Origin of the sequence: Nocardia sp. NPDC050175, assembly GCF_044459885.1 — a bacterium.
In the GTDB taxonomy this organism is placed as follows: Bacteria; Actinomycetota; Actinomycetes; order Mycobacteriales; family Mycobacteriaceae; genus Nocardia.
In genome coordinates, this window is sequence record NZ_JBITJI010000001.1 from 410,201 (window position 1) to 431,571 (window position 21,371).

General features: G+C 66.7%; 17 protein-coding genes. 4 read left to right on the forward strand and 13 right to left on the reverse strand.

What is annotated here, in order from left to right:
• The first annotated feature begins 9 nt into the window (after positions 1 to 9).
• The 3 genes from ACIBK2_RS01775 (at position 10) to ACIBK2_RS01785 (ending at position 4,782) form a co-directional block, all read left to right on the forward strand.
• Positions 10 to 951 (forward strand): SDR family NAD(P)-dependent oxidoreductase, encoded by a 942-nt coding sequence (locus ACIBK2_RS01775; RefSeq protein WP_396962520.1) that lies wholly within the window; start codon positions 10 to 12, stop codon positions 949 to 951.
• Between the two features lie 1,258 nt (positions 952 to 2,209).
• Positions 2,210 to 3,235, forward strand: a complete 1,026-nt coding sequence (locus tag ACIBK2_RS01780; RefSeq protein ID WP_396962522.1) for a glycoside hydrolase family 76 protein — start codon at positions 2,210 to 2,212, stop codon at positions 3,233 to 3,235.
• 170 nt (positions 3,236 to 3,405) lie between these two features.
• Entirely contained in the window at positions 3,406 to 4,782 is a 1,377-nt protein-coding gene (locus ACIBK2_RS01785) for a histidine-type phosphatase (protein ID WP_396962525.1), read from the forward strand.
• Between the two features lie 129 nt (positions 4,783 to 4,911).
• Here the strand turns inward: ACIBK2_RS01785 and ACIBK2_RS01790 are convergent, their stop codons facing one another.
• The 7 genes from ACIBK2_RS01790 to ACIBK2_RS01820 all read right to left on the reverse strand — a co-directional run bounded on the left by ACIBK2_RS01790 (position 4,912) and on the right by ACIBK2_RS01820 (position 11,348).
• Positions 4,912 to 5,463, reverse strand: a complete 552-nt coding sequence (locus tag ACIBK2_RS01790; protein ID WP_396962527.1) for a hypothetical protein — start codon at positions 5,461 to 5,463, stop codon at positions 4,912 to 4,914.
• A 101-nt stretch (positions 5,464 to 5,564) separates the two neighbouring features.
• Complete coding sequence (locus ACIBK2_RS01795) at positions 5,565 to 6,689, reverse strand: tetratricopeptide repeat protein (protein WP_396962529.1); 1,125 nt, start codon at positions 6,687 to 6,689, stop codon at positions 5,565 to 5,567.
• Positions 6,690 to 6,856: 167 nt separating this feature from the next.
• On the reverse strand, positions 6,857 to 6,979 hold the full coding sequence (locus tag ACIBK2_RS01800) for a hypothetical protein (RefSeq protein ID WP_396962531.1): 123 nt from the start codon (positions 6,977 to 6,979) through the stop codon (positions 6,857 to 6,859).
• A gap of 31 nt (positions 6,980 to 7,010) precedes the next feature.
• A complete protein-coding gene (locus ACIBK2_RS01805; protein WP_396962533.1) occupies positions 7,011 to 7,133 on the reverse strand; it encodes a hypothetical protein in 123 nt (40 codons plus the stop codon).
• Positions 7,134 to 7,739: 606 nt separating this feature from the next.
• Positions 7,740 to 8,795: a helix-turn-helix transcriptional regulator gene (locus ACIBK2_RS01810; protein ID WP_396962535.1), complete on the reverse strand. Its 1,056-nt coding sequence runs from the start codon at positions 8,793 to 8,795 to the stop codon at positions 7,740 to 7,742.
• 76 nt (positions 8,796 to 8,871) lie between these two features.
• Entirely contained in the window at positions 8,872 to 10,866 is a 1,995-nt protein-coding gene (locus ACIBK2_RS01815) for a BTAD domain-containing putative transcriptional regulator (RefSeq protein WP_396962537.1), read from the reverse strand.
• Positions 10,867 to 11,159: 293 nt separating this feature from the next.
• Positions 11,160 to 11,348: a hypothetical protein gene (locus tag ACIBK2_RS01820; protein ID WP_396962539.1), complete on the reverse strand. Its 189-nt coding sequence runs from the start codon at positions 11,346 to 11,348 to the stop codon at positions 11,160 to 11,162.
• Positions 11,349 to 11,555: 207 nt separating this feature from the next.
• Here ACIBK2_RS01820 and ACIBK2_RS01825 point away from each other — a divergent pair, with 207 nt between their 5' ends.
• Positions 11,556 to 12,182 (forward strand): TetR/AcrR family transcriptional regulator, encoded by a 627-nt coding sequence (locus ACIBK2_RS01825; protein WP_396962541.1) that lies wholly within the window; start codon positions 11,556 to 11,558, stop codon positions 12,180 to 12,182.
• A gap of 8 nt (positions 12,183 to 12,190) precedes the next feature.
• Here the strand turns inward: ACIBK2_RS01825 and ACIBK2_RS01830 are convergent, their stop codons facing one another.
• From ACIBK2_RS01830 to ACIBK2_RS01855, 6 genes are read right to left on the reverse strand one after another with little or no spacing between them, the layout of a single operon-like run.
• Positions 12,191 to 15,394 (reverse strand): arabinosyltransferase domain-containing protein, encoded by a 3,204-nt coding sequence (locus tag ACIBK2_RS01830; RefSeq protein ID WP_396962543.1) that lies wholly within the window; start codon positions 15,392 to 15,394, stop codon positions 12,191 to 12,193.
• A gap of 9 nt (positions 15,395 to 15,403) precedes the next feature.
• Positions 15,404 to 15,820: a VOC family protein gene (locus ACIBK2_RS01835; RefSeq protein ID WP_396962545.1), complete on the reverse strand. Its 417-nt coding sequence runs from the start codon at positions 15,818 to 15,820 to the stop codon at positions 15,404 to 15,406.
• Positions 15,817 to 16,053 (reverse strand): acyl carrier protein, encoded by a 237-nt coding sequence (locus ACIBK2_RS01840; protein ID WP_396962547.1) that lies wholly within the window; start codon positions 16,051 to 16,053, stop codon positions 15,817 to 15,819. Before ACIBK2_RS01840 ends, ACIBK2_RS01835 begins: the two co-directional genes overlap by 4 nt.
• Positions 16,046 to 17,935: an HAD-IIIC family phosphatase gene (locus ACIBK2_RS01845; RefSeq protein WP_396962549.1), complete on the reverse strand. Its 1,890-nt coding sequence runs from the start codon at positions 17,933 to 17,935 to the stop codon at positions 16,046 to 16,048. The genes ACIBK2_RS01840 and ACIBK2_RS01845 overlap by 8 nt, the downstream gene beginning before the upstream one ends.
• Positions 17,936 to 17,949: 14 nt before the next feature.
• A complete protein-coding gene (locus tag ACIBK2_RS01850; RefSeq protein ID WP_396962551.1) occupies positions 17,950 to 20,040 on the reverse strand; it encodes a 3-oxoacyl-ACP synthase III family protein in 2,091 nt (696 codons plus the stop codon).
• The gene (locus ACIBK2_RS01855) at positions 20,037 to 21,371 is read right to left on the reverse strand and encodes an MFS transporter (RefSeq protein ID WP_396962553.1); all 1,335 of its coding nucleotides are present in this window, start codon (positions 21,369 to 21,371) and stop codon (positions 20,037 to 20,039) included. The genes ACIBK2_RS01850 and ACIBK2_RS01855 overlap by 4 nt, the downstream gene beginning before the upstream one ends.

The following is a 21,371-nucleotide window of genomic DNA, read 5'->3' on the forward strand; positions in this document are numbered from 1 at the left end:
GGCGCCACAATGTTGCTGACCGGAGCTACATCCGGCCTGGGACTGTCAATGGCCCATATGCTCGCCGCTACCCCCAACTGGACAGTCATCGCCACCGCACGCTCCCAGGCGCGCGCCGAGCAGCTTCGCGCGCTCGTCGGCGATCCGGCCAACTTCCACTATGTAGTCTGCGATCAAGCAGACCTCGAAAGCGTGCATGACGCAGGTAGCAGGATCAAGGAGCTCGTTGCGGCACAGTCGATTCCGCCATTGCGTAGCCTAGTCCTGAATGCCGGTATCCAGACCGGTTCCACCGACTCTGCGACAGTCGACGGCTACGAACTAACCTTCGGTACCAACCTCGTCGGACCGCATCTGCTGGTCGGGTTGCTGAGCGATGCCTTGACCGCACCGATCCGGATCACGTGCATCGGATCGGGAACTCACTACGGCAAGTTCCGGCGCTCCTATGGCATGGTCGCAGCCCCACGTTGGGAGGCGCCCGAGGTGCTGGCTAGGCCTAGGGCCGGCGACGGCATCCGCGCCTACTCCACCAGCAAACTCGGAACCTTGTACTGGGTACACGAACTCGCCAGGCGTGCTCCCCAGCGCATCGACACGATCTGCTACGACCCGGGGATGATGCCCGGCACTGGACTCGCGCGCGACCGCAGTGCGATCGAGCGATTCGGTTGGAAATACTTACTTCCCGCGATGCGAGTCGTACCCGGGGTGTCGACGCCCAACCGATCGGCGACACACCTCAGCGCGATTGCCACTGCAAACACCCCCATCCCGGAGGCCGACCTGCGGGGCGGGTATGTCGAGATCGATCATCTCGTACCCTCCTCGCCTAACTCATACGATCCGGGGAGGGAGTACGAACTGTTCGAGTTCCTCAACACCACAACAGGTCTTGGTAGCCATCAGGTCGCACCCTGGTGGTCGAAGGGCTCTCAGCCGATCAACTAACTCATCACTGTCCCATCCGTCCCGCCGAACCAGCGTCCTTGTGCTCGCAGCTGCCGCGGTGATCGCGATCACCGCGGCAGCCTTGCGTTCGGCGGCACCAATATGCACCAAATCTGTAGTTGCCGTTCGACAGGCCGGTTCCGCGAGTGTCCGAAGCGAGCGGTGTTGACGACGTGACGGTATTTCTTCCCGAACAGAGCCACTGGTCGCGGCGCGCCCATACGCTGGCAAAGTGCCAACGGTTCCCGGACATTCGAGGTCGAGTTGTTCCGGCTGGCCGGATCCATGCCAGGCGTCGGGATTCGACAGGAATCAAGGACGCAGAGCCCCACCATGGAGCATGGCGGCTCGACAGCGCGAGTGCTGCAGATCCTTCCGACCGAGGAGCAGTGCTGGGACACGGTGCGGCGAGCAGGCCATCAGGCCGTGGGCGATCGCGACGGTTAGCGACGTAGTTGGCCAGCCTGCCAACAGGAATGCGCGGGTCGGCGGCGTTCGCGCATTGGTAGGTGGCCAATTTGGGCGACGACGACGCGTACTGAGGTCGACGCTTCGGCACGCTCCCTCAGCACAGTGCGGGCGTACGCATCTGCTCATCCGCGCCGCGAGCCCCTGCGACCAGACGCCTGCCAACGGGTGCACCCGCTTGACTCGACGTGCCGCTAGGCCGGCTTGACCGGGATGGATTGCTGACGCCATCGGAACCTGTAGGCAGAAGCCATAACTCGCCATCGGATCATCGGCTGGCGCCGTGCACGTCATCGTTCAGTCCGGCCTGGCAAGTCATCGTCAGCATTTCGGGCAGCAGAGATCAGTCGCCGTGCTTGCCTCGGTGTGATTTCGAGCAGCTCCGCGACGTCGTCGTCGCTTTGGCCTTCCTCGCGAAGGGCGGCTGCGGCGGCGGCTTGTTCGGCGCGGTATCCGGCCAGTTCCTCGTCTGCGTGGGCTTTCAGCTGCTGTATCTGCTGCCGGTAGATCTCGAGGTCGCGATCGCGCTTGCTCTCGCACTCGTCGATGGCGCCCCCCCCCCCCCCCCCGGAACGCGGGATCGTCGGGGGCGTGGCGAAATGTTTTGGCCGAGTCGAGCGCGACGAGTGGATCGATCGAGTGTGAGTATCCGGTGAGTAGCACACCGTCGACATCGTGGTAGGTGGCCGCCTCGAGCACGCTGACCCCGGATCCGAGCGCGTTGCCGCCGAGGACCACCGTCTCGAATGGCTCGACTCCTGGTAGGCCGTCGCGGAGCGCTTGCACCGCGGTGTGGACTCCTGCGGCGTCGCTGGAAGCGGTGACCGTCCAGAACGGTGGTGTCGAGGACTGTCCATTGCCCGGGCGGTCCAACATGCGATGGTGTTACTGGTGGCAAGCCCACCTTCTCGACTGTGCGGTGGACGCCGCGCACCGCGCCCGCACCCCCGAACGCATAGACCGGGTCATCGCCCTCGCACGCGGTATTCGGACCCGCAACCTCACCGGCTGGACCAACCGGTACTACGACGACATGTCGTGGCTGGTGCTGGCGCTCGAACGCGCCGACCGGCTGCTCGGTATCCGGTTCGGCGACGCTGTCGGCGACCTGAAGGCCGACTTGATCGACGGCTGGAACCCGGCCGTCGGTGCGGTGCCCTGGCGCGCAGGCGACGAGTACTACAACACCCCCGCGATCGGTCCGACCGGAATCGCTATGGCGCGGTTGGGTGAGCTGTCCCGCGCCGGAGAGCTTGCCGATTTCCTGTACACACGATTACGCGACACCGACAGCGGCCTGATCCTCGACGGTGTCCATGAGCCCGGCGGACGAGTAGAGCGGACCGTCCACACCTACTGCCAGGGCGTGACCATCGGACTGGAGACCGAGTTAGCCTTGCGCACAGGCAAATTGGGCCATCACAAGCGTGTCGCAGACCTCATTTCCGCAGCCGGGGACGGGGTCACGGACGAAGGGGTGATCGCCGCGGCCGCCGGGGACGACTCCGGGCTGTTCATGGGTATCCTCGCCAGATATCTCGCGGAAGCCGCACTGTCCCTGGGCGACACCACCGCCGCGAATATCGTGCACACTTCCGCGCGGGCGGCCTGGAGCAACCGCGCCGAGGTGGACGGGCTACCACTGTTCGGTATGGACTGGACCCGCCCGGTCACGGTGCCAGCGCCACCCGGAACCTTTCCCCAGCTTGCGTACTCGTCCACTCCGTCGGCGAACCTGAGCCGCGATCTCTCGGTACAGCTGAGCGGCTGGATGCTGCTCGAAGCGGATCACCAGCTCACCGCCGCGGGACACTGAGCCCACGGCGGGCCCCGCTGAGGCGTGGCCAGCGTCATCTAGCCAGATTGGCTCGCTCCCATTCGAAACCTACTGGCCCACAACCGATTAGGAGATGATGATCCATGGGCGACACGGCACGGACAGCAGGCCGCCCCCGGCTGTTCATTCTCCCCACCGACCATTGATTCGTGATCACTACATGGACGAAGGTCGTCTCGACGATAGTAGTGCTTGTCGCAGCCCTCCCCGGCCTAGCAGCGGCAGAGACTCCTCCCGGCGACGTGTCATCCCTCACCTACGGAACCAAGCAACCCTATGCCCAGCAACAGGATCCGGCGACTTACCAGCCGCCTCCTGCGGGATTCCGGCCGGTGTTCACCCAACACGTTTCCCGGCATGGCTCGCGCGCACTGTCCAGCAGCAAGTACGACGAACTCGCCCTGCGCATGTGGGATCAAGCGGCGAGCGAGAACGCGTTGACGACGCTGGGGCAGCAAGTCGGCGACGACGTCCGGTCGCTGCGCGCCGTCACGAACACCCTCGGCTACGGCAACCTCACCCGCCGCGGCGTTCAGGAGCACCAGGGGTTGGCAACCCGTGTGTACCAACGGCTTCCGGAACTGTTCGATCAGATCTCGGCGGGCAAGGAGCACATCGCCGTGGTGACCTCCGGCAAAGATCGTGCGGTCGACAGTGGCCGCGTGTTCGCCCAGGCCCTGGCCAAGGCCGATCCCGCTGTCGCCGCCTCGATCGAGCCGGCGAGGACAGACCGGGACCTGCTGTACTTCCATAAGAACAATGCGCAGTACCAGAACTATCTGGACAACGACCCGCGCCTCGCGGAGGCGCTGCGCCGTATAGTCGATCAACCCCGCACGCACCAAGTAGCCAACAGTGTCTTACGCCGAATCTTCGCGCCGCCCTTCGTCGATCGGCTGGCCGCCGGTAACTACGACTTCGTCGCCACCGACGGCACACACGTCACCGACGAGGTCCAAGCCGCACGAGTGATCTACGATCTCTACGCCATCACCCCCTCGATGAGCAGCGAAGGCACCTGGCAATTCGACCGCGTTATCGACGGCGAGAACGCGCAGTGGCTCGGCTACCTGTCGGACGCCGAAGAGTTCTACCGAAAGGGCCCCGCGTTCGCTGGCGACGACATCACCTATCGCATGGCCGATGTCCTGCTCGACGATCTCTTCGCCAAACTCGAGGAGAAACGCGCAGGCACAAGCAATCTGGGCGCCGAGTTCCGTTTCACTCACGCCGAGGAGATCATTCCGCTCGCCGCGCGAATGAAGCTACCCGGCAGCACCCAACCGACGCCGCGGGAACAACTGTTCACCCAAGCCGACAACCCCTGGCGCGGAGCGCTTGTCGCCCCTATGGCGGCGAACATCCAATGGGACATGTACCAGCGCGGCAGCGACTACATCGTGCGCATGCTCTACAACGAGAAACAGACCGCCTTCCAGCCCGGTTGCGCGCCAATTCAACCCGACAGCACCTTCTACCGCCTCGACGAACTCCAGCATTGCTTCGGCAGACACGCCACGTCGTGAAGGCGCCCCCGCGCGGGCACTATCTTCGGCACTGGTCGCGAAACGGCCGTCTCTGAGCTCCCTTTCCTCAGGACCTCGCAGGACCAACTGAAGGCCGTCCTCACCGCGGTCACCCGACCACCGCGGTGATCATCGCTTCGGTAGGTCGGCCCATCGCTGTTCTGACACGCTTTCGGCATTCAGATGGTGAACCTCGTCGGATCGAATCGACCGTGGATACGAGCGATCGAGACAGAGGCCGAATTCCCTTGCTTTGCGAGGGAATTCGGCTTTCACCGTGTCGAGAGGGGACGCAGCCGCCATGGCGGCGATTGGCAGGTTCGATTCGGGCGCCTGCAGAGCTGGGTGGTGCCCCTGTCCGAGCGTGCCGAGTATGGCGCACGGGTCGTGTATGGCCAGCCGCGAGTTCATATGTGCGCGTTGCGAATTCGCTCGTAGATTGCGTTCGGACAGGTGCGGGAGGGCGGCTGTGGCGAGCTTCAGTGCTGTCGCGCACAGATCGCCCTTCGGGCCGTTTCCCATGGAATCGCCGTTGGCGCTGGCGATGAACGTGAGCGCTCGACGGTCATCGACAGCGACGTCTGCATAGCAGGCACCTGGTCTGTCGTCGTAGGTATGGGTCCAGATCGTGGCGTCACCGACCTGGTGGGGCGTGCCCTTGGCTGGTTGTGCCGTGTCCATCCTCACGGCGACCCAACTCGACTGTCGCCGATCGACGCATCGGCAACGTGGTGCCAAAAAGGTTGTCGCGCTGTGTGAAACAGTCGAGCGCCGCTGATGGTTCAGTCGCGTGGGGGTGGTGGGGCCAAGGTGGAGGTTTGCTGGATCACATGGTCGGCATCGGTGCGGGCGAGGTTGTGGCGGATGGCGACGACGACGGGATGCTCGGGTGGGAAGGTGCGGGTCGCGATGGACAGGGCGCGGCGGTGGTACGCGACAGCTTCACCGTGACGTTCTTGCTGGTGTAGAAGGGTAGCGAGATTGTTGGTGAGCAGCGCGATTTCGGGATGGTCGCTCCCGAGGAGTCGTTCCTTGATGGCCAGGGCTTGCCGGTAGTGGCGCTCGGCGGTGTCGGTGTCGCCGAGTGTCTGTTCGATGGCCGCGAGGTTGTGGAGCTGGACGGCGATCTCGTAGTGGCGCGGTGGACGTGCGGTCCGGCAAATGGCCAGAGCCTCGCGCAGCAGCGTGCGGGCCTCTCCGTGGCGGTCCTGGCCCGCCAGGGCGGCGGCGAGGACGGCGAGGTCTTGGGCGAGATCGACCGGGTTGGTATGCGGTCCACTGTGGCGGGTGTCGACCGCGCGGCGGGCATGGGTTTCAGCGGCCAGGTAGTCACCACGGGCATGGGCGAGTCCCGCCAGATTGTGCCACAGAGCGGCGAATTCGGCTGGAGTGGCACTTGTTTCGTCATAGAGCCGCCGGAGCCGGGCATAGTGATGTGCCGCTCGGTCGAAGGCACCCAGCTCCTTGGCGGTGATACCGAGCTGAGTGAGCACAGCGGCCGGCAACGCACCGCCAGCAGCATCGGCCAACGGCAGTGCCCGGCCGAGCGCATGCTCGGCCTGCCGGTAGTCGCCAGTGCGGCGATGGCAATCGGCCAGAGCCACCAGGACGCGGGCGAGCAGCCCGTCTCGCTCGGTGGTCTCTGGTACCTGTTCGAGCCACCGCGCGGCGTCGACCAGATGCGCTTTCGCGACCGGGTATTCGGCGCGGTCCAGCTCGATCCCGGCCACCACCAGCGCCGCCTCGGCGTCCAGCAGTGCGAGTCCCGGCGCAGTCGCCCTGGCCAGCCGCAGCGCGCGGCGGCCGTGCCCGACCGCCTCGTCGAGATCACCTTTCGACTGCCAGTAGCGGGCGAGCTGCAACCGTCGCCGGGTACACCCCGCCCGCCACCGATACCGGATCGACATCACTATCGGATCCGTACCGGCTCACAGTGATTGGCACCAATTCGTTCAACGATGCCGGCGACGGCGGGACCGAACACTGCGGTCAATAGCCCGCCGACTCCCACCGCCGACACCACCAGCCGATTGATACTCCTCATGACATGTGCCCTCTCGGATTGAATTGCGCCCTACAGGGTTCGCAACGGTTCGCAATGATTGACCGAGATCACGGCGGCGGCCGGACCGATCACCGCAGCCAACAGCCCGCCGACTCCCGCTGCCAACACCAGCAGCCGATTGATACTCCTCATGACATGTGCCCTCTCGGATTGAATTGCGCCACTACAGGGTTCGCAATGGCTCGCAATGATTGATCGAGATCATGGCGGCGGCCGGACCGATCACCGCGGCCAACAGCCCGCCGACTCCCGCTGCCAGCACCAGCAGCCGATTGATGTTCCTCATGACATGTGCCTCTCGGATTGATCTGTGCCACTACAGACTTCGCAGCAGCTCGCAACGATTGACTGCGATTTGTTCGAGGATGCGACTCTCTCCGCCGACATCAGTAGCCGATTGGTGTTCCCAATGACGTGTCTCCTCTCGGACGGTCTTCCGACTCGGCCTGCCGGTCACGAACCGGGCGACCAGGTGTCGCCCCGATTCCGCCGGGTGCGCGGATCGAACCGGTTGTCTGGGCTCGCCGATCCTGCAAAAATGATTCACACCTGGCCCGGTCCATGAATGTCGGTCATGGGTTTCCGGATCGCTGGCGAGATTCATTGCGTCACTTCGGAACGTGTGCCCAGTGCCCAGTCTTTCCGCCTCGTGCCGCCGGTCATAGGGCCCTATGGCAGTCCGACCCGAGTCATTCGGCCCCACCCGTGTCGCCTGAGCGTCGGTCAGGACCTGCCCTGTTCACGGCATCCGAAACAGTGCTGCCGACCAATCGATCCGCGGTCGAGGCGACCTTCGACCGCGCCATTGCCGAGTTGGGACCCACCGGACCTACATCTGAGTCCACAATCGCGGCTGACGAGGCTCGGCCCGCACGCTAACGCCAACACACGTTCACGTCGTGACTGCGGCGAGTAGCTCGTCGCGGCCGTCGGCGGCCGTTTTGCGGTATATCGATTTGAGGTGGTCGTTGACCGTGTGTGCCGACAGGTCGAGGGCTTTGGCGATCATTCTTGGCGATTCTCCGCGGCAGAGTAGTTCGAGTACCGATCGCTCTCGTGCGGTGATGCCGTACCAGTGGCAGAACGACGGTAACAGGACATCGCCGCGCGCGGCTTCGATCACTACCGCGATATCGTCGGCTCCGGCGCTGTCTAGTAGTTGCCCGTGTACCGCGATCCAGCGCCCCGCACCCGCCACGGACGCACAGATCAATGGCTTGTCTTCGCGGCCGGCATCCACTCTGGCACGGATTCGCATCGACAGTTCCTCCGCGAACGGCGTTGCTACCCAATCCAAGACACCCCGCTCCTCGGGCATCCACAGCCGTGCGAACCAGGCCTGAGCGTCCGAGGTGATCCCGCGGACGTGGTGATCGGGCCCGATGGTGAACACGCCAGGGCGGAGTGCGGGTGCGGCGGGGACGAGTGAACAATCCCGCGCGAACTCGCGGATCGCCTTGGCCAGGATCGGGCCGAGCTGGGTAACCCGTTCGACGTCTTGGTGGTCGAACGGCCGGGCACCGTATGCACGGGCCAGCCCGAGAAACCCCCATACTCCGCTACGGTCGCGCAGCAACGCCCGCAACTCGCAATGCACACCGTGCGCCGCGAGGAGCTCGCCCGTGCACCGTGCCCGTGACCCACGCTCGTCTGCGGCGTCGACGATGCCGACCGGGGATTGCCTGCCTACCAAATCCTCTGGGCGGCATGGATCGCCGCCCCGAAACCGATCCAGCACCAGTGCCTCGAGCAGATCACGGTCGTAACGATGCCAGCAGCTGAACGAGCCGAGCGCCAGCACGGCCGCCGGATTGGTACACACCAGGCGCACCGCGTCGAAGGCCACCCACTTGCTGACCGCATCGGCGATCATCTGCCCGAACCCATCGGGTCCGACACCGTGCACCGCCGCGCTCAGCTCGCGCGAAAACTGCTCTGGATCTGCCATTTTCGTTATCATCGCGCCCTCGGCTGTGCGTACCCGAACTGTCCTCACGCGTGTACGGACCAGAAGCAGATCCGGCTCACTGACGGTTCGATGAATGGACCAGCACTTCGTCAAAGGCACTGTGCCGAGGTGGATCGCTCAGTGCTGCTACGGCAGCGCCGAACTGACCGCGTTCGATGTCGACGGCGCCGCGGTGCTGCCGGATACCGAGGGACGGCAGGTGGTCCCCGAGGCCGTCGGCGGCTCGGTCGGCCGAGGCCGGCAGGCGCGCTGATTCGTTGAACCGGTCCAGCAGTGCAGGCTCGCCTCTTGATGTCAGGCTCTGGCACCACGCCACGTGTCGCTGCTGGACGAGCGGCGCCTCCCCCGCAGCGACCAACTTGGTCGACGCGTAATCGCGTACCGTCTCCAAGAGCACGAAACGACGGTCCCCGCCGTCGACCAGGACCATGGCCAGTCCACGGTCCACCAGACCCGCCAATGCCGGTGCGATGTCTGCTGTTTCGAGTATTCCGCAGGGCACCACCCGCTCGGCGGCTTCGAGCCCGAACCCACCGGCGAACACCGAAATCCGGCGCAGCACAGCCTGTTCCGTCGGGTCGAGCAGTTCATGACTCCAGTCCAACGCCGCGCGCAAACTGCTGTGCCGGCCACCACCGATGCCGCGGCGACTGCCCATGCGCAGCCGGATACGTCCTTCGATCCGTTGGGCGAGTTGGGAAATCGTGAATGTCCGGGTCAGGCCGGCGGCCAGTTCGATGCCGAGCGGCAGCCAGTCGACCGCCGTGCACACCGCGACCACATCGACCCGATCGGCCGCTGTGACCGGGCACATCGCCCGCTCGGCGAACAACTCGAGCCCGGCCGGGCGGTCCAGCGCCCCGATCCGGAGCACGACCTCCCTCGGCAACTCGAGCGCCGACTGGGAGGTGATCAGGCAGGTCAACCCGGGCACCCGCACCGCAAGGGCCTCGACGATCGCCCTGACTTCCGCGGTGACGTGCTCAGCGCTGTCGAGCACAAGCACCGCTCCGATCAGGGCGGGGCAGACGGCCTCTGGGGCCGCGTCGACGGCTACGGCGATCGCCTGATCAATGGTGTCGCTGCGCTGCAGTGACGCCAACTCGACGAACACGACGGACCGGCCGGCGGCGGCGGCCTTGCGCGCGGCCTCGAGCGCGAGCCGGGTTTTGCCGCTGCCCGGCCCGCCGAGCAGCGTCACCACGGCCGGCTGCCGCAGGCTTTCCAGCACTGCCGCCAGCTCGTGACGTCTGCCGACGAAGGCGTCCGCGGGCGTCGGAAACGCTATATCCGTTGAACTTTCGGCGATGTCGAGGACGTGGGTCGCCCGCGGCGGTTGCAGCGAGGGATCGTGGCGCAGTATCCGCAGCTCCAGCTCGGCCGTTTCCGGGGTGGGATCGACGCCGAGCTCGTCGGACAAGGCTCGGCGTAGTCGGTGCAACCGATCGAGGGCGTCGGCCTGGCTGCCGGTCCGATACAAGGTGAGCGCATACAACCGGGCGAGTGGTTCGTGCAGTGGATGCTCGCGCACCAATGTGGCCAGCTCCATGGCGATTTCGGCACCCGAACCGAGATGCAGCGTCGCGTCCAACCTGGCCACGGCCAAACCGAGCCGCCACTGTTCGAATCGGGTCGATTCCGCGGTGGCGAACGGCGTAGACGTCAAATCGACCAGGGTGGGGCCACGCCACCAGCGCAAGGCGTCTTCGGCGGCCGAACGCACCGCGGCATGCTGTCCGGCGCGCTGCGCCGCGTGCATCCGGTCCGCGGCCGCCTCGGCGGCAATCAGATCGGCTACGGCGATGGTGGTCTGGTATCCAGACGGCGACCGGGTCACCGTGACGCTGTGTTCACCCAGGGCCGCCCGTAGCCGCGAAATCAACACGCGCAGACGCTCAATCGGGCGAGGCAGGTCCTCGTCACCCCACAGATCGGCCACCAGTCGCCCGTCCGGAACGGACACGCCGCGGGCCAGTGCCAGCCGGACCAGCGCGGCCTGCTCCAGCGGTCGGTCGACACCGAGATTTCGGCCGTCGTTCAGCACACGCACCGGGCCGAGGATGTGCACTTCGGCGCTGCCTGGTCCGCGGCACGTACGCCGAACCGGCTCTCCCGCCGTCCGCTCGATCATCACGTCGTCTCCCACTCTCGACGAACCATCCGTCCGCCGTTTCGAGTCCGCAGTCGACGCCCACCGCCCGGCGCATCGTGCTCGTTGAATAAGTTGTCCGCCAACCACTTCGACAGTCGAAACGGTCGGCGCCGAGCCGTCCGGAAACCGGCGGCCCGCCGCTCCGCCGACGCGCACCCCACGCCTTCGGTCAGAGCACTGAATACCTGGAGCTAGGCCGCCGCTGTCGCGCCGAGTTGGGCGGCGATCGAGGCACGGTCGAACATGCGCACGCTCATCGAGTCGGCGAGCAGCAATACCACCTCTGGACCCGTCGCACGTCGATGCTCGGAGCCCGCTGCGTAGGCCCGCACCCACCGCCGCACGTCCCGAATCCGCTGATCCACAACGAGATACGTCATTTCCGCCGCCCTCCGTCCCGCGCCAGGGCACACCTGTAGGTCCGGCCATGCGGACCATGGCCCGCCGAGCCGTCCAGGTGATCAGCCCCCGGCCGGTGCTCGAATTCCTCCCAGTGCACTCAATTCACATCTGTGCACTTAATGCAGTTGAGTATATTGACTACACAGCACCCTCTGTCAAGACATAGAACTGAGGCACCGGAACCGATGACCCGAGCTACCTCCGCAGCAGACGGGCCGGGCCGCGCCGCCCAACGGCGCCGCACCCGCAATGCCATCGTCGAGGCGACGATGGCATTGATCAGCGAGGGCGGCGAACCATCCGTCAACGACATCGCCGTCGCCGCCGAGGTATCGCGACGCACGGTCTATCTACACTTCCCCAGCCTCGACCAGCTCATGCTCGATGCGACCCTCGGCCTGCTCAGCTCCGATACCGACGCGATCCTCGACCACGTCACCTCCACCGACCCCCGCGTCCGAGTAGCCGCGCTGACCCACGCGCTGGGTGTCAACATCGTCGAATCACTCCCGCTGGGAAGACGATTGGTGAAACTCACCATCGAAGCCGCGCCACCGGCCCCGGACACACCCCGCCGCGGCTACCGTCGAGTTCGCTGGATCGAATGGGCCTTGGCACCGATCCGCGATCGGATGACGGCACCGGACTTCGACGAACTCGTTTCCGCCGTAGCGACGGTCGTCGGCTGGGAAGCCTTCATGGTCCTCATCGATATCCGCGCGCTGCCACCGGAACGTGCCGTCGACCTGTGCGCCCGTACCGCCACCACACTGGTCGACGCCGCCATTCGCGCCCTCGATCACACCACGTGAAGCCGACCTCATCGGATGCCGAGGTTCAACGGTCCGGGGCTCCACCATCCCGGGCGACGGATGGTGGTGATGTCGAGATGTGCCGGTGTCGCAGCCGCATCGAGCGGGACAAGCCGGTAGATGCTGCCCCAGTCGCGTTTCCAGTCGTCCTTCAGATAGGACGGCAGCGTGTCGGATCGGGTCAGCAGTTGGGTGTAGCCGAGGATGCCTCCGGCGTCGTGCGCTTCCCAGTTACCGGTCACGCCGGCGCCCGAATAGTCCGGGGTAATGCGGTATTCGGGTATTTCGGCGACGCCGTCCCGATGCCGGAACGGTTGTTGGCACGGGAAGTGCAGGCCGACAAGCCAATCCAGCAGGACGGGGTCGGTGTGGCCGACGAGCGCGTCGAGGGTGCGCAGCTGCGGCACGCGCGGTGGCGTCACGGCCACCCACTGGGTGGGATCGGAACTGTCGACCAGGGCGACGATGCGCACCACGTCTGCTGTGGAAGGCAAGCGCGGCAAGGGGATCCGCAGATTCCGCCAAGACGGCGGAAGCCCACTCACATCGTCGGGGGCGATCGCGCCGAGCGCTCGAACGCCGCCGCCGCCGGTGACACCGTATTCCAGGCGCACGTTCGCGCCGCCGACGGCGACGTTGTCGACATCGGTCGAGGCGATGCGCCCGGCAGCGGTGATGGTGACGAGTTCGCCGCGGCTGCCGCTCGGGTCCGGGGTCGGCAGCCGATACCAGTCGGAGATCAGCTTTTTCGTCGGCGCCGCCGGGCCGCCGTAGCTGCCGAGAATGGGAGTCGTCGCCGGATCCAGGGTGTAGGGCAACGGGATTGTGCTGCCGTTGATACCGGGCTTCCCGGGCTTGCTGGAACCACCGGTGCCGGATGCGGAGCTGTTCGCGCCTGCCACGGTTTTCCCGACCGTTCCGGTCGCGGCGTCGGAGGGATCGGGGGTCAAGTCGTCGAGGTCGACACCGTCGGGGGTGAATCCGGCATCGGCGCCCGCGCCGAGCGCGGTACTCGGGTTGCCCGAGAGCGGTTGTAGCAGACCTACATTCGGATCCGGTTCGACGAGGACGGCGTCGGCCAGTCCACACGGTTTGCCGACCAGTGCCGAAACGTTCGATGTCGCAGGCGAATACGCGGGATAGCGCCGCACGGCGGCATAGCCGAACGAGATCACCTCGAAGGCGATCATCAGCGCCACAGCGACGGCCAGCACGGGTATCCGTTGTCGCGTGCGACGTGGCGTCCGGCGGAACGGTTCACGAATGTGGGACCAGCCCGCGATCAGCGCCAGCACCATGGCTACGGCCAACGCCGCCGTGCCCGCCGAAATACCGTGCACCGCAACAGGTTTGTCCCACCAAGGCACACCGTAACCGGCCACATACCACCAACCGTTCTCGCTCGCCAGCGCGAGGGCAAGCACCGCGACGACTGCGGCGGCGACCATCGTTCTGTTACGTGCCGATCGCATTGATCGCGGCCCAACGGCAACCACCGCGACCACCGCAACGGCACCGGCGAGCCCGGCGAACACACCGAAATGGTGGGTGAATTTGGTCGGCGTGAACGACATCAACGCGACAGCGCCGAGGGTGGTGCCGACGATCCGCCGCGCAGGCCCGGCCGCGAGCCCCGGAATCCGGCCCTTCCGGTACAGCAACGCCGACACCGCGACGGCAAGGGCGAGGAACATGAACAGCATCGCGAACCGCCGCGCCACCGACCCGTCCGGGGTCGACTGGAACAGCAGCCGGTACCTGAAATACTCGTCGTACCAATGGAACTCGGGCCCTACGACGGTGTGCGCCTGCCACATCGTCGCCACTTCGGACACCGGTAGTCCGCCGAACACGATCGTCAGGACGACCAGGCCCGCCGCCGCGGCAGGCGCAAGCACCGCCGCGTAGCCCGATGTCCTGGCGCGCGCGACGACGAGCTGCGCCAGCGGTCGAGCGCCGGCCAGCAGCGCCGCGAGACAGATCAATCCCGCCGGGTTGGTCACCACGGACAGGGCGGCCGGGATCAGCGCGACGACCGCGGGCGTCAGTCGCCGGGTGGCCAGCGCCCGCTCCATCAGCACCCAGGTCAGCAAAACCCCAAGGGCGACAGGTGGTTCCGGCCGAAGACCATTGTTGTAGGGGAGCCAGAAAGCCAGCAGCGCCCCCGCACCGGTCCAGAGCGCGGCCCGCTCGGTCCGTGCGGCAATGCCAAGTCGCGGCACGACTTCGCGGCTGATCAGCAGCCAGCACAGCACACCCGCGATGAGCTCGGGCAACCGCAGCACGATGCTCGCGGTCGAGGCCCGGGCCAACAGCTCGAACAGGTTGTAATACGGGAGCCCCATCGGAGACTCGGGGACCCCGAAGTACGTGAAGTAGTTCGCCAGATAGCCCGCATGCCCGAGGGCGCGGACCATTCCGTATACGTAGCCGTCATCGGTGGTGCCCCCGCCGATGAAATACCACAGCACTAGAATCCCGACGACCACACCATCGATCGGCCGCGGCCGCCACCTGCGCCACCGCGACACCCGACGGCGTCGGCGGCCGTCCAGGCGGTCGAGCCGATGTACTGCCACCAGCGCCAACGCGGTGGCCACCAGCGCACCGACAATCGCACACAGTTTCAATACCGTCGGCGAGGTGGTGAACCGCGAATCGATCAGCACCCGCACCTGCATGCCCGACGGCGCCGCGCCGGTCAGATCGGTGAACAACCCCACCAGCTGTGGCCGGTAATCGCCTTCCAGCACAACCGGATTGCCGCCGAGATCGACGGTGGTGCGGGCACTGTCCGACGAGATCAGCAGTCGGCAGTCCGGCGGCAGGTCAGCGACCGCGGTATCGATCAGCGTGCGATCACGCAGCCCCACCTGTAGCCGATTCCCTTGCGTCACTGCGACATCCAAGCCGTAGCGGCGCGCGGCACCGGATGCGGGCGGCACCGTGGACAGCAGCGTCCCGCCCTGGGGCCCCTGGGTCCTGATTGCCGCGCACGGGACCTGCGCGTCCACCCGCAGCGGCGAGTACGACAGCAGCGGGGCAGTGACATTCGCCAATTGCGCCGATGGCCAGGAGAACGAAGCCTGTTCCTGGTTCACCGGCAGTAGCGGAACCGACACCGCGAGAAGCGCGCCGACCGCACCGGCCAGTATCGCGATGATCCGCCACAGTCGCCGAGCGCGTGGTGCGGCAGTGTTGACTTCGTTCATGGTGCGGTCCTACTGCTGGTTCGAATATTCGACGAGCTCGACGAGCAGGCCGGTCGCCGGGCCCAGATGGACAAAGGCGATCCGCAACCCGTCCTGCCCGCCCGGCCTCGGCTCGCTGTCCACCAGCACGGCACCTCGGCCTCGGAGCGCACGCAGCGCCGCGTCGAGGTCGTCGACCTCGAAGGCGATGTGGTGCAGGCCCGGCCCCTGGCGACGGAGATGTCCGCTCACCTGGTCGCCCGGCTCCTCCGGTGCGACGACCTCGAGCGCGACGCGATCGCCTGCGCAATGCCAGAACTGGCAGGCGACGCCGTAGGTCTGCACCACGTCCGTCGCGTCCGGGCGCATGGTCAACATGCGCAGGCCGGTCGCGGCGGCGTCTAGGTCCCGCGCGACCAGGCCGATGTGATCGATGCGGCGGATCATCGGACGGCCAGTGTGTCGGAGACCAACGCGGACAGTTGGCCGACGTCGGTGACCGCGAGATAGGCCCGCAGATCCAGCTGTACGCCGAAGGCGTCCTCGATATCGGTCAGCAGGCGCAGTGCGACGAGGCTGGTCCAGTTGTCCAGGCTCTCGAACTTCCGCGCAGTCGTGATGCCGGGGTTCTCGGTGACCCGTTCGACAAGTTCGACAAGGTCGACGGTGATATCAGACATCGGCGGGTTCCTCGTTTCGGTTCAGGGTGATCCAGGGTGGTTTGCGGAAACGCGTAGCGGTCAGGTCGAGCCCGTACCGCGCGATTCCATCGGTCTCTTCGAGCAGGCCGAATTCGGTGACGAGCCCGCCCGCCGCTTGATTGCGATCGCCACGCCGGTACAGCGCCTGCAGCTCGCGAACTCCTTCGCGCCGCGCAGTGTCGATGAGATCGGACAGCACGGCGTGTTCGATGCCTCGGGAGAACACCCGGCAGCTCATCACGAAGTTCTCGATGAGCCAGTGGCTCGGACTCTTTGCCACCCACACCGCGCCGACCAGCCCCTCCCGGCCGAATCGATCCTCGACCTCGAAGCCGAGCACGAGATATGCGGCGGCGTCGGCCATCTCGCGGGTACGGCTCTCGGTGTGAGCGCGCGGGTTGAGGTTGAACTGGTTGGTGCGCAGTCCGAGCTGGATCAGCCGCGGCAGGCTGAACTCGTCGGCGGGTGCGACCCGGACACGCAGGTCGAGCCCGCCCAGATAGTCCTCGGCGGAGGCGAACGACGCGGCGAACTCCTCGCGCCCCGCCCGCGACCGATACAACGACGTGCGCTCCCGATCGGCGGACACCGTCGCGAGGGCACCGAAGAACTGGGGCTCCAGCACAGCCGAGCAGTACCGCGCCGGGTCGCCGTCCAGGTGTACGACTTCGATCTCGGGAATCTGCTCGCGGACCAGATCGCATTCGAACGGACTGTCGTCGGCGAACACCACGCTGTCCAGCCCGATGTTGAGGGTCTGCACGATCTGGCGGATGTTGTGATCCTTCCTGCCCCAGTTGGCCACTCGCGCGACGAAGTCGTCCGGTCGCAGGACCAACTCGGGATGGGAGGCCAACACGCTATCGACCGCCGTCTGCTCGTTCTTGCTGCACACCGCGAGCAGTACGCCCTGGCTGCGGAGGGCCGCCAACGCCTGTTGCAGCTGGGTGTAGCAGTTGCCGGGGTAGCGCCCACCGATCTGGATCCCCTCGGGGCCGTCGTCGCCGAGGACGCCACCCCACAGCGTGTTGTCCAGGTCGACGACGAGCAGCTTCTTGGCGAGTCCGGCGGTCGCCCGGCAGAACGCCGCCGCCTCCCGTGCATAGGCCAGTTCCACGGCGGGAGTCCATGCCATCCCGGCGAATTGGTAGAGGCGATCGTCGCGCACGGGGCCGGGATGGTCGATGAGCAGCGCTTCGAAGTCGAGGACGTACACCGAGGGATGCCGCTCGGCCAGCCCGAGCAGCCGTCCGTTCAGCTCGCGCCATCGGCGCCCGAGTTCGGCCCGCCCGGCGAAGCCGATCACGGTGCGCTGCTCCGGTCGGGAGAGCGGAACCGTGTGCAGCACAACGGCACTCGCCGACCGCGCGGCGAAACCGGCCACCGCCTGTTCGATGAGGGCGGAGCGGGCCGTGAGCTGCTCGGCGAGCTCGGGCAGCCCGGCTGGATCCCACCGCTGTGGCAGCAGCGCGTGGTCGTGCAGTAGGCACAGCGTGACGTCCGGGTCGAACCGGGACAGGTCCGAGTCCGGATCGCTCAATTGCGCGAGCAGCTGGTCGAATCCGGCGACCTGGATCCGCGGCTCGATCCCACTGTGCAACAGTTCGACGCGCAGCATCGGCGCGACATACTCGGCGGTGAAGGTACCGGCGATCGCGATCCGCAGGGGTCGCAGGGTGCGGCCCTCGGCCACGATGCGCGCGGTGGGGACATCGGCCAGCAGGCGGCCCGCATCCCGTTGCACGGTAGGTAGATTCAGGTCCAGCAATGAGCCGAGCGCGTCGAGCAGGGTGGGATCCGGTGCCGCGTCCGGGTTCCGGGCCGCTCGGATTCGGGTCAGGATGTCTTGGGTGTCGTGCACAGTTCTCTCATTTCTCATACCCGCAGCAGCGTGCAGATCCAGTGCATGCCGCTGCTCGTGCTGGTCAGTGCCACCAGGTCGCCGGCGGTGAGGTCCCCCTCGGCCAGCAGGTGCTGCAGGGTGAGCAGCTGGTCGGCGCAGCCGACGTGCCCGTGGTCGAGTGCGATGTCCACATTCGTCCGTGCCGTCGGGATGCCGAGTTCGGTTGCGAGTTCGGCGAGTTGGCGGGCGTTGTCGTTGAAATGGATCACTCGGCGCAGGTCGGCGCGGGTGCTGCCGACCCGGGTGCAGGCGGCGTCGACCACCTCGCGACTGCGGGCCCGGAGGGTCGACAGGAAGGCGAACATCTTGCGGACGTCACCGGCGAAGAACTCGTCCAACCGGTCCTGCGGACTTCGCACTCGCGGCCGGCCGGCCGTCTCCGGGGTGAATGGATGCGCGGCGGCGCCGACATCCATCCGCATGAAGTCCGCGTAGGTGCCGTCGGTGATGAATTCGGTGGCCTGCCACCGGCAGGCACCGTGGTCACGCCGGAGCACGGCGGCCGCGGCGCCGTCGGAGTAGATGCTGGTGTTGATCTCCATCCGATTCCAGTACGGTTCGCATACCCGATTCGCGCCGATCAGCAACGCCGTGCGATAGCCGGGGTGTGCGGCGAACTTGCCCGCCACCAGGTCGAACGCCGCGACGCCGCCGCCGCACGCCTGGTTGATCAACACCGCCTCGGCGTGGTGTGCGCCCAGCCGGGCCTGGGTCGCCGCCGCCGGGTCCCAGTACAGGTATTCGGCGAGGTCCGCGATCGCGAGCACGACCAGATCGACGTCGCTCGCTGCGACACCGGCCGCGGCGAGTGCCTCGGTCCCGGCCGCGACGGCGAGGTCGGTGAGTCCGACGCCGTCGGGCGCCCGGTGGAACCGCCGGTATCCCCAGCCGCGGACCCGGTCGAGTTCCGCGGTGTAATCCGCTGCGGCACCGGCTACTTCGGACGGCTCCGGCAACGATTTCCCGAAGGCGACGATGCCGAACCGGACGGCCGGGGCGGACGGCCCGGATTCGTCCGGCACGGGTACCGCGTCGGCCGCGCCGGACCGGCGAGCCACGAAATCTGTTCGCGGTGCTGGTGTTTCGGCGAGCAGCACCGGTCCGATCGTGGTCGCGAGCGGGGCTGGGCGGTCGAACAGCCCACCATCGCGTAACCGGCCCGGCCAGGACTCGTGCCGGTCACCGAGTAGCAGACCCAGGTCGGCCAGTTCGGGGTCGGCCGTGACCAGCACGGTGCGCGACGTCGGCACGTCCAGCGCGGCGGCGATCACCGCGAGCTGCTCGGCGACCGGGCGTCCGTCCACGACAGACGTTTCGGCACCTGCCACGAGCTCCGGGCACGCGGACGCCACCGAGGCCCACACGCCGGACGGTTTGCCCGCGCCGCGCACGGCGAGCCGGATCCCGGCCCGCCGCAGTTCGCGGACCGGCTCGCGCAGCGTTGCGGTGCCAGCGCCGAACACACTGTCCGCATCGAATACCACGGCCTGACAGGATGTTCCGTATCGCGTTCCGAGGATTCGGGCGAGTTGCGTTGCGAGACAGGCGAACAGATCGTCGGTATAGCGCCTGGGCCGCGCGGCCGCCGGATGGTAGGACAGGCGGGCACCCACGGCCCGCACCGCATCTTCGGCGTCGGCCAGGTACACGTTGGGCAACGCAATGAGCTTGGTGCGCAAAGCTTCCCGGACGCGCGTCGCCTCCGCCGCCACTCCGGCGAGCGCTCCGATGTCGCCGACGCCGAATGCTCGGCCCTCCGGCATCGGGGGAAGAACGAACAGCAGGGATCCACTCGTGCGGCCGACGGTGCCTGCTGCGGAATCCGCGAGGTCCAGCAGATCCGCCGGACCGAGCTCATCGAACTGGGGTGCCACAATCAGCACATCCACTGCACTGCAGGATGTTTCGCCGGTAGCGTCGAGCCCCCGTCGAAGCTGGCCGAGCAGGCCGGTGTGGCAGGTTGCCGACAGACCGGCGATGCGCAGCGCCATGTCGAGATGGGGAACGAGCGGGTCGAGGGGGTAGTCGGCAAGCACACCGATCCGCAGCAGCGTGGTACTCATGCCGTTGCCCCCTCGACCGACTTCAGCGATTCATGGTCGGGCAGCAGTGTTTCGATTCGCCGGACGCTCGGCATGCGGAACCCGGCAATGGCGACCCCGACGCCGAGCACGCCGATCACCGCGAAGATAAGTCCGATGCCGCCGGCCTGCCCGGTCCCGAACAGGCTGCCGAACAGGTGGGCGCCCGCGGCATCCGGCTGCATCCACGGCGTCAGCACGTTGTCGACGAGCGGGCCCGCGATGAGCGTTGCGATCGGAACGGTGAGCTCCTCGGTGAACTGCCGAGCGGCGAAAACGCGGCCCTGAAACCGCGGTTCGACCTTCTCCTGCCAGATGCTGTTCGTGTAGCCGTCGATGATCGGAATGGTGAACGACACGAACATGAGCGAAATCGCAAGGAGGGCAACGATATCGGCGAGCCCGTACATCAGCCGGCCGAGGATGCTGAAGATGAGGATCGCGCCGAGCACGCGCAGCATCTTGTCGCGCGGGGCCTTCGTTGCGCCGAGCAGCACGGCACCGAGTACGCCGCCGAACGCCCCGGTGGTCATCACCACGCTGAGCGCGCCCACACTGTTGCCGGTCCTGGTGAGCACGAGCGGGCGCAGCAGCACGAAGCCGAGCGAAGCCAGGATGTTGATCACGATCAACATCGCCTGCAGGTTGCGGAACGATGGGCTGCGGAGGATGTACTTGAAGCCGAACAGGCAGTCCTGCCACATCTTCGCCGGCGGGGTGCCGGGTTGCTGTGGCGTCTGCGGAATCCCCACCGCCAGCACCGCGGCGATGGCGACGCCGTAGGAGACGGTGTCTACCAACAGGATCGCCTGGATGTTCGTCGAGGCGAGCAGCGCGGCGGCCGCGGCGGGTGCGAAGAGCCCTGGCCCGGACCGCGCCACGAACATCATCGCGTTCGCCCGCGGGTACTGCCCACGCTCCATCAGCAAGGTGATGGTCGAGGAGAAGACCGGGACCTGGAAGGCCAGGAACGCGCCCGTGGCGAAGTTGACCAGGTACAACTGCCACATCTGCACCGAGCCGGTCATGAAGAAGATCAGCAGCACGCCGGTGGCCGCCGCCGAGCCGAGGTCGCTCATCATCATCGTCAGCCGCCGGTTCCACCGGTCGATGAACACACCGACTATCGGGCTGAATATCACCGTCGCGGCAAAGGACGCCAGCAGTACGCTCGCGAACTGGGTCGCGCTGCCGGTGGCATCCCACACCCAGATGCTGATCGCGAAGTTGGTCATTCGGGTGCCGACCACGGAGAGCAGTTGGCCTAGCCACACCACGGTGAACGTGGCGAATCCGGATTGTTGTCGTCGCAT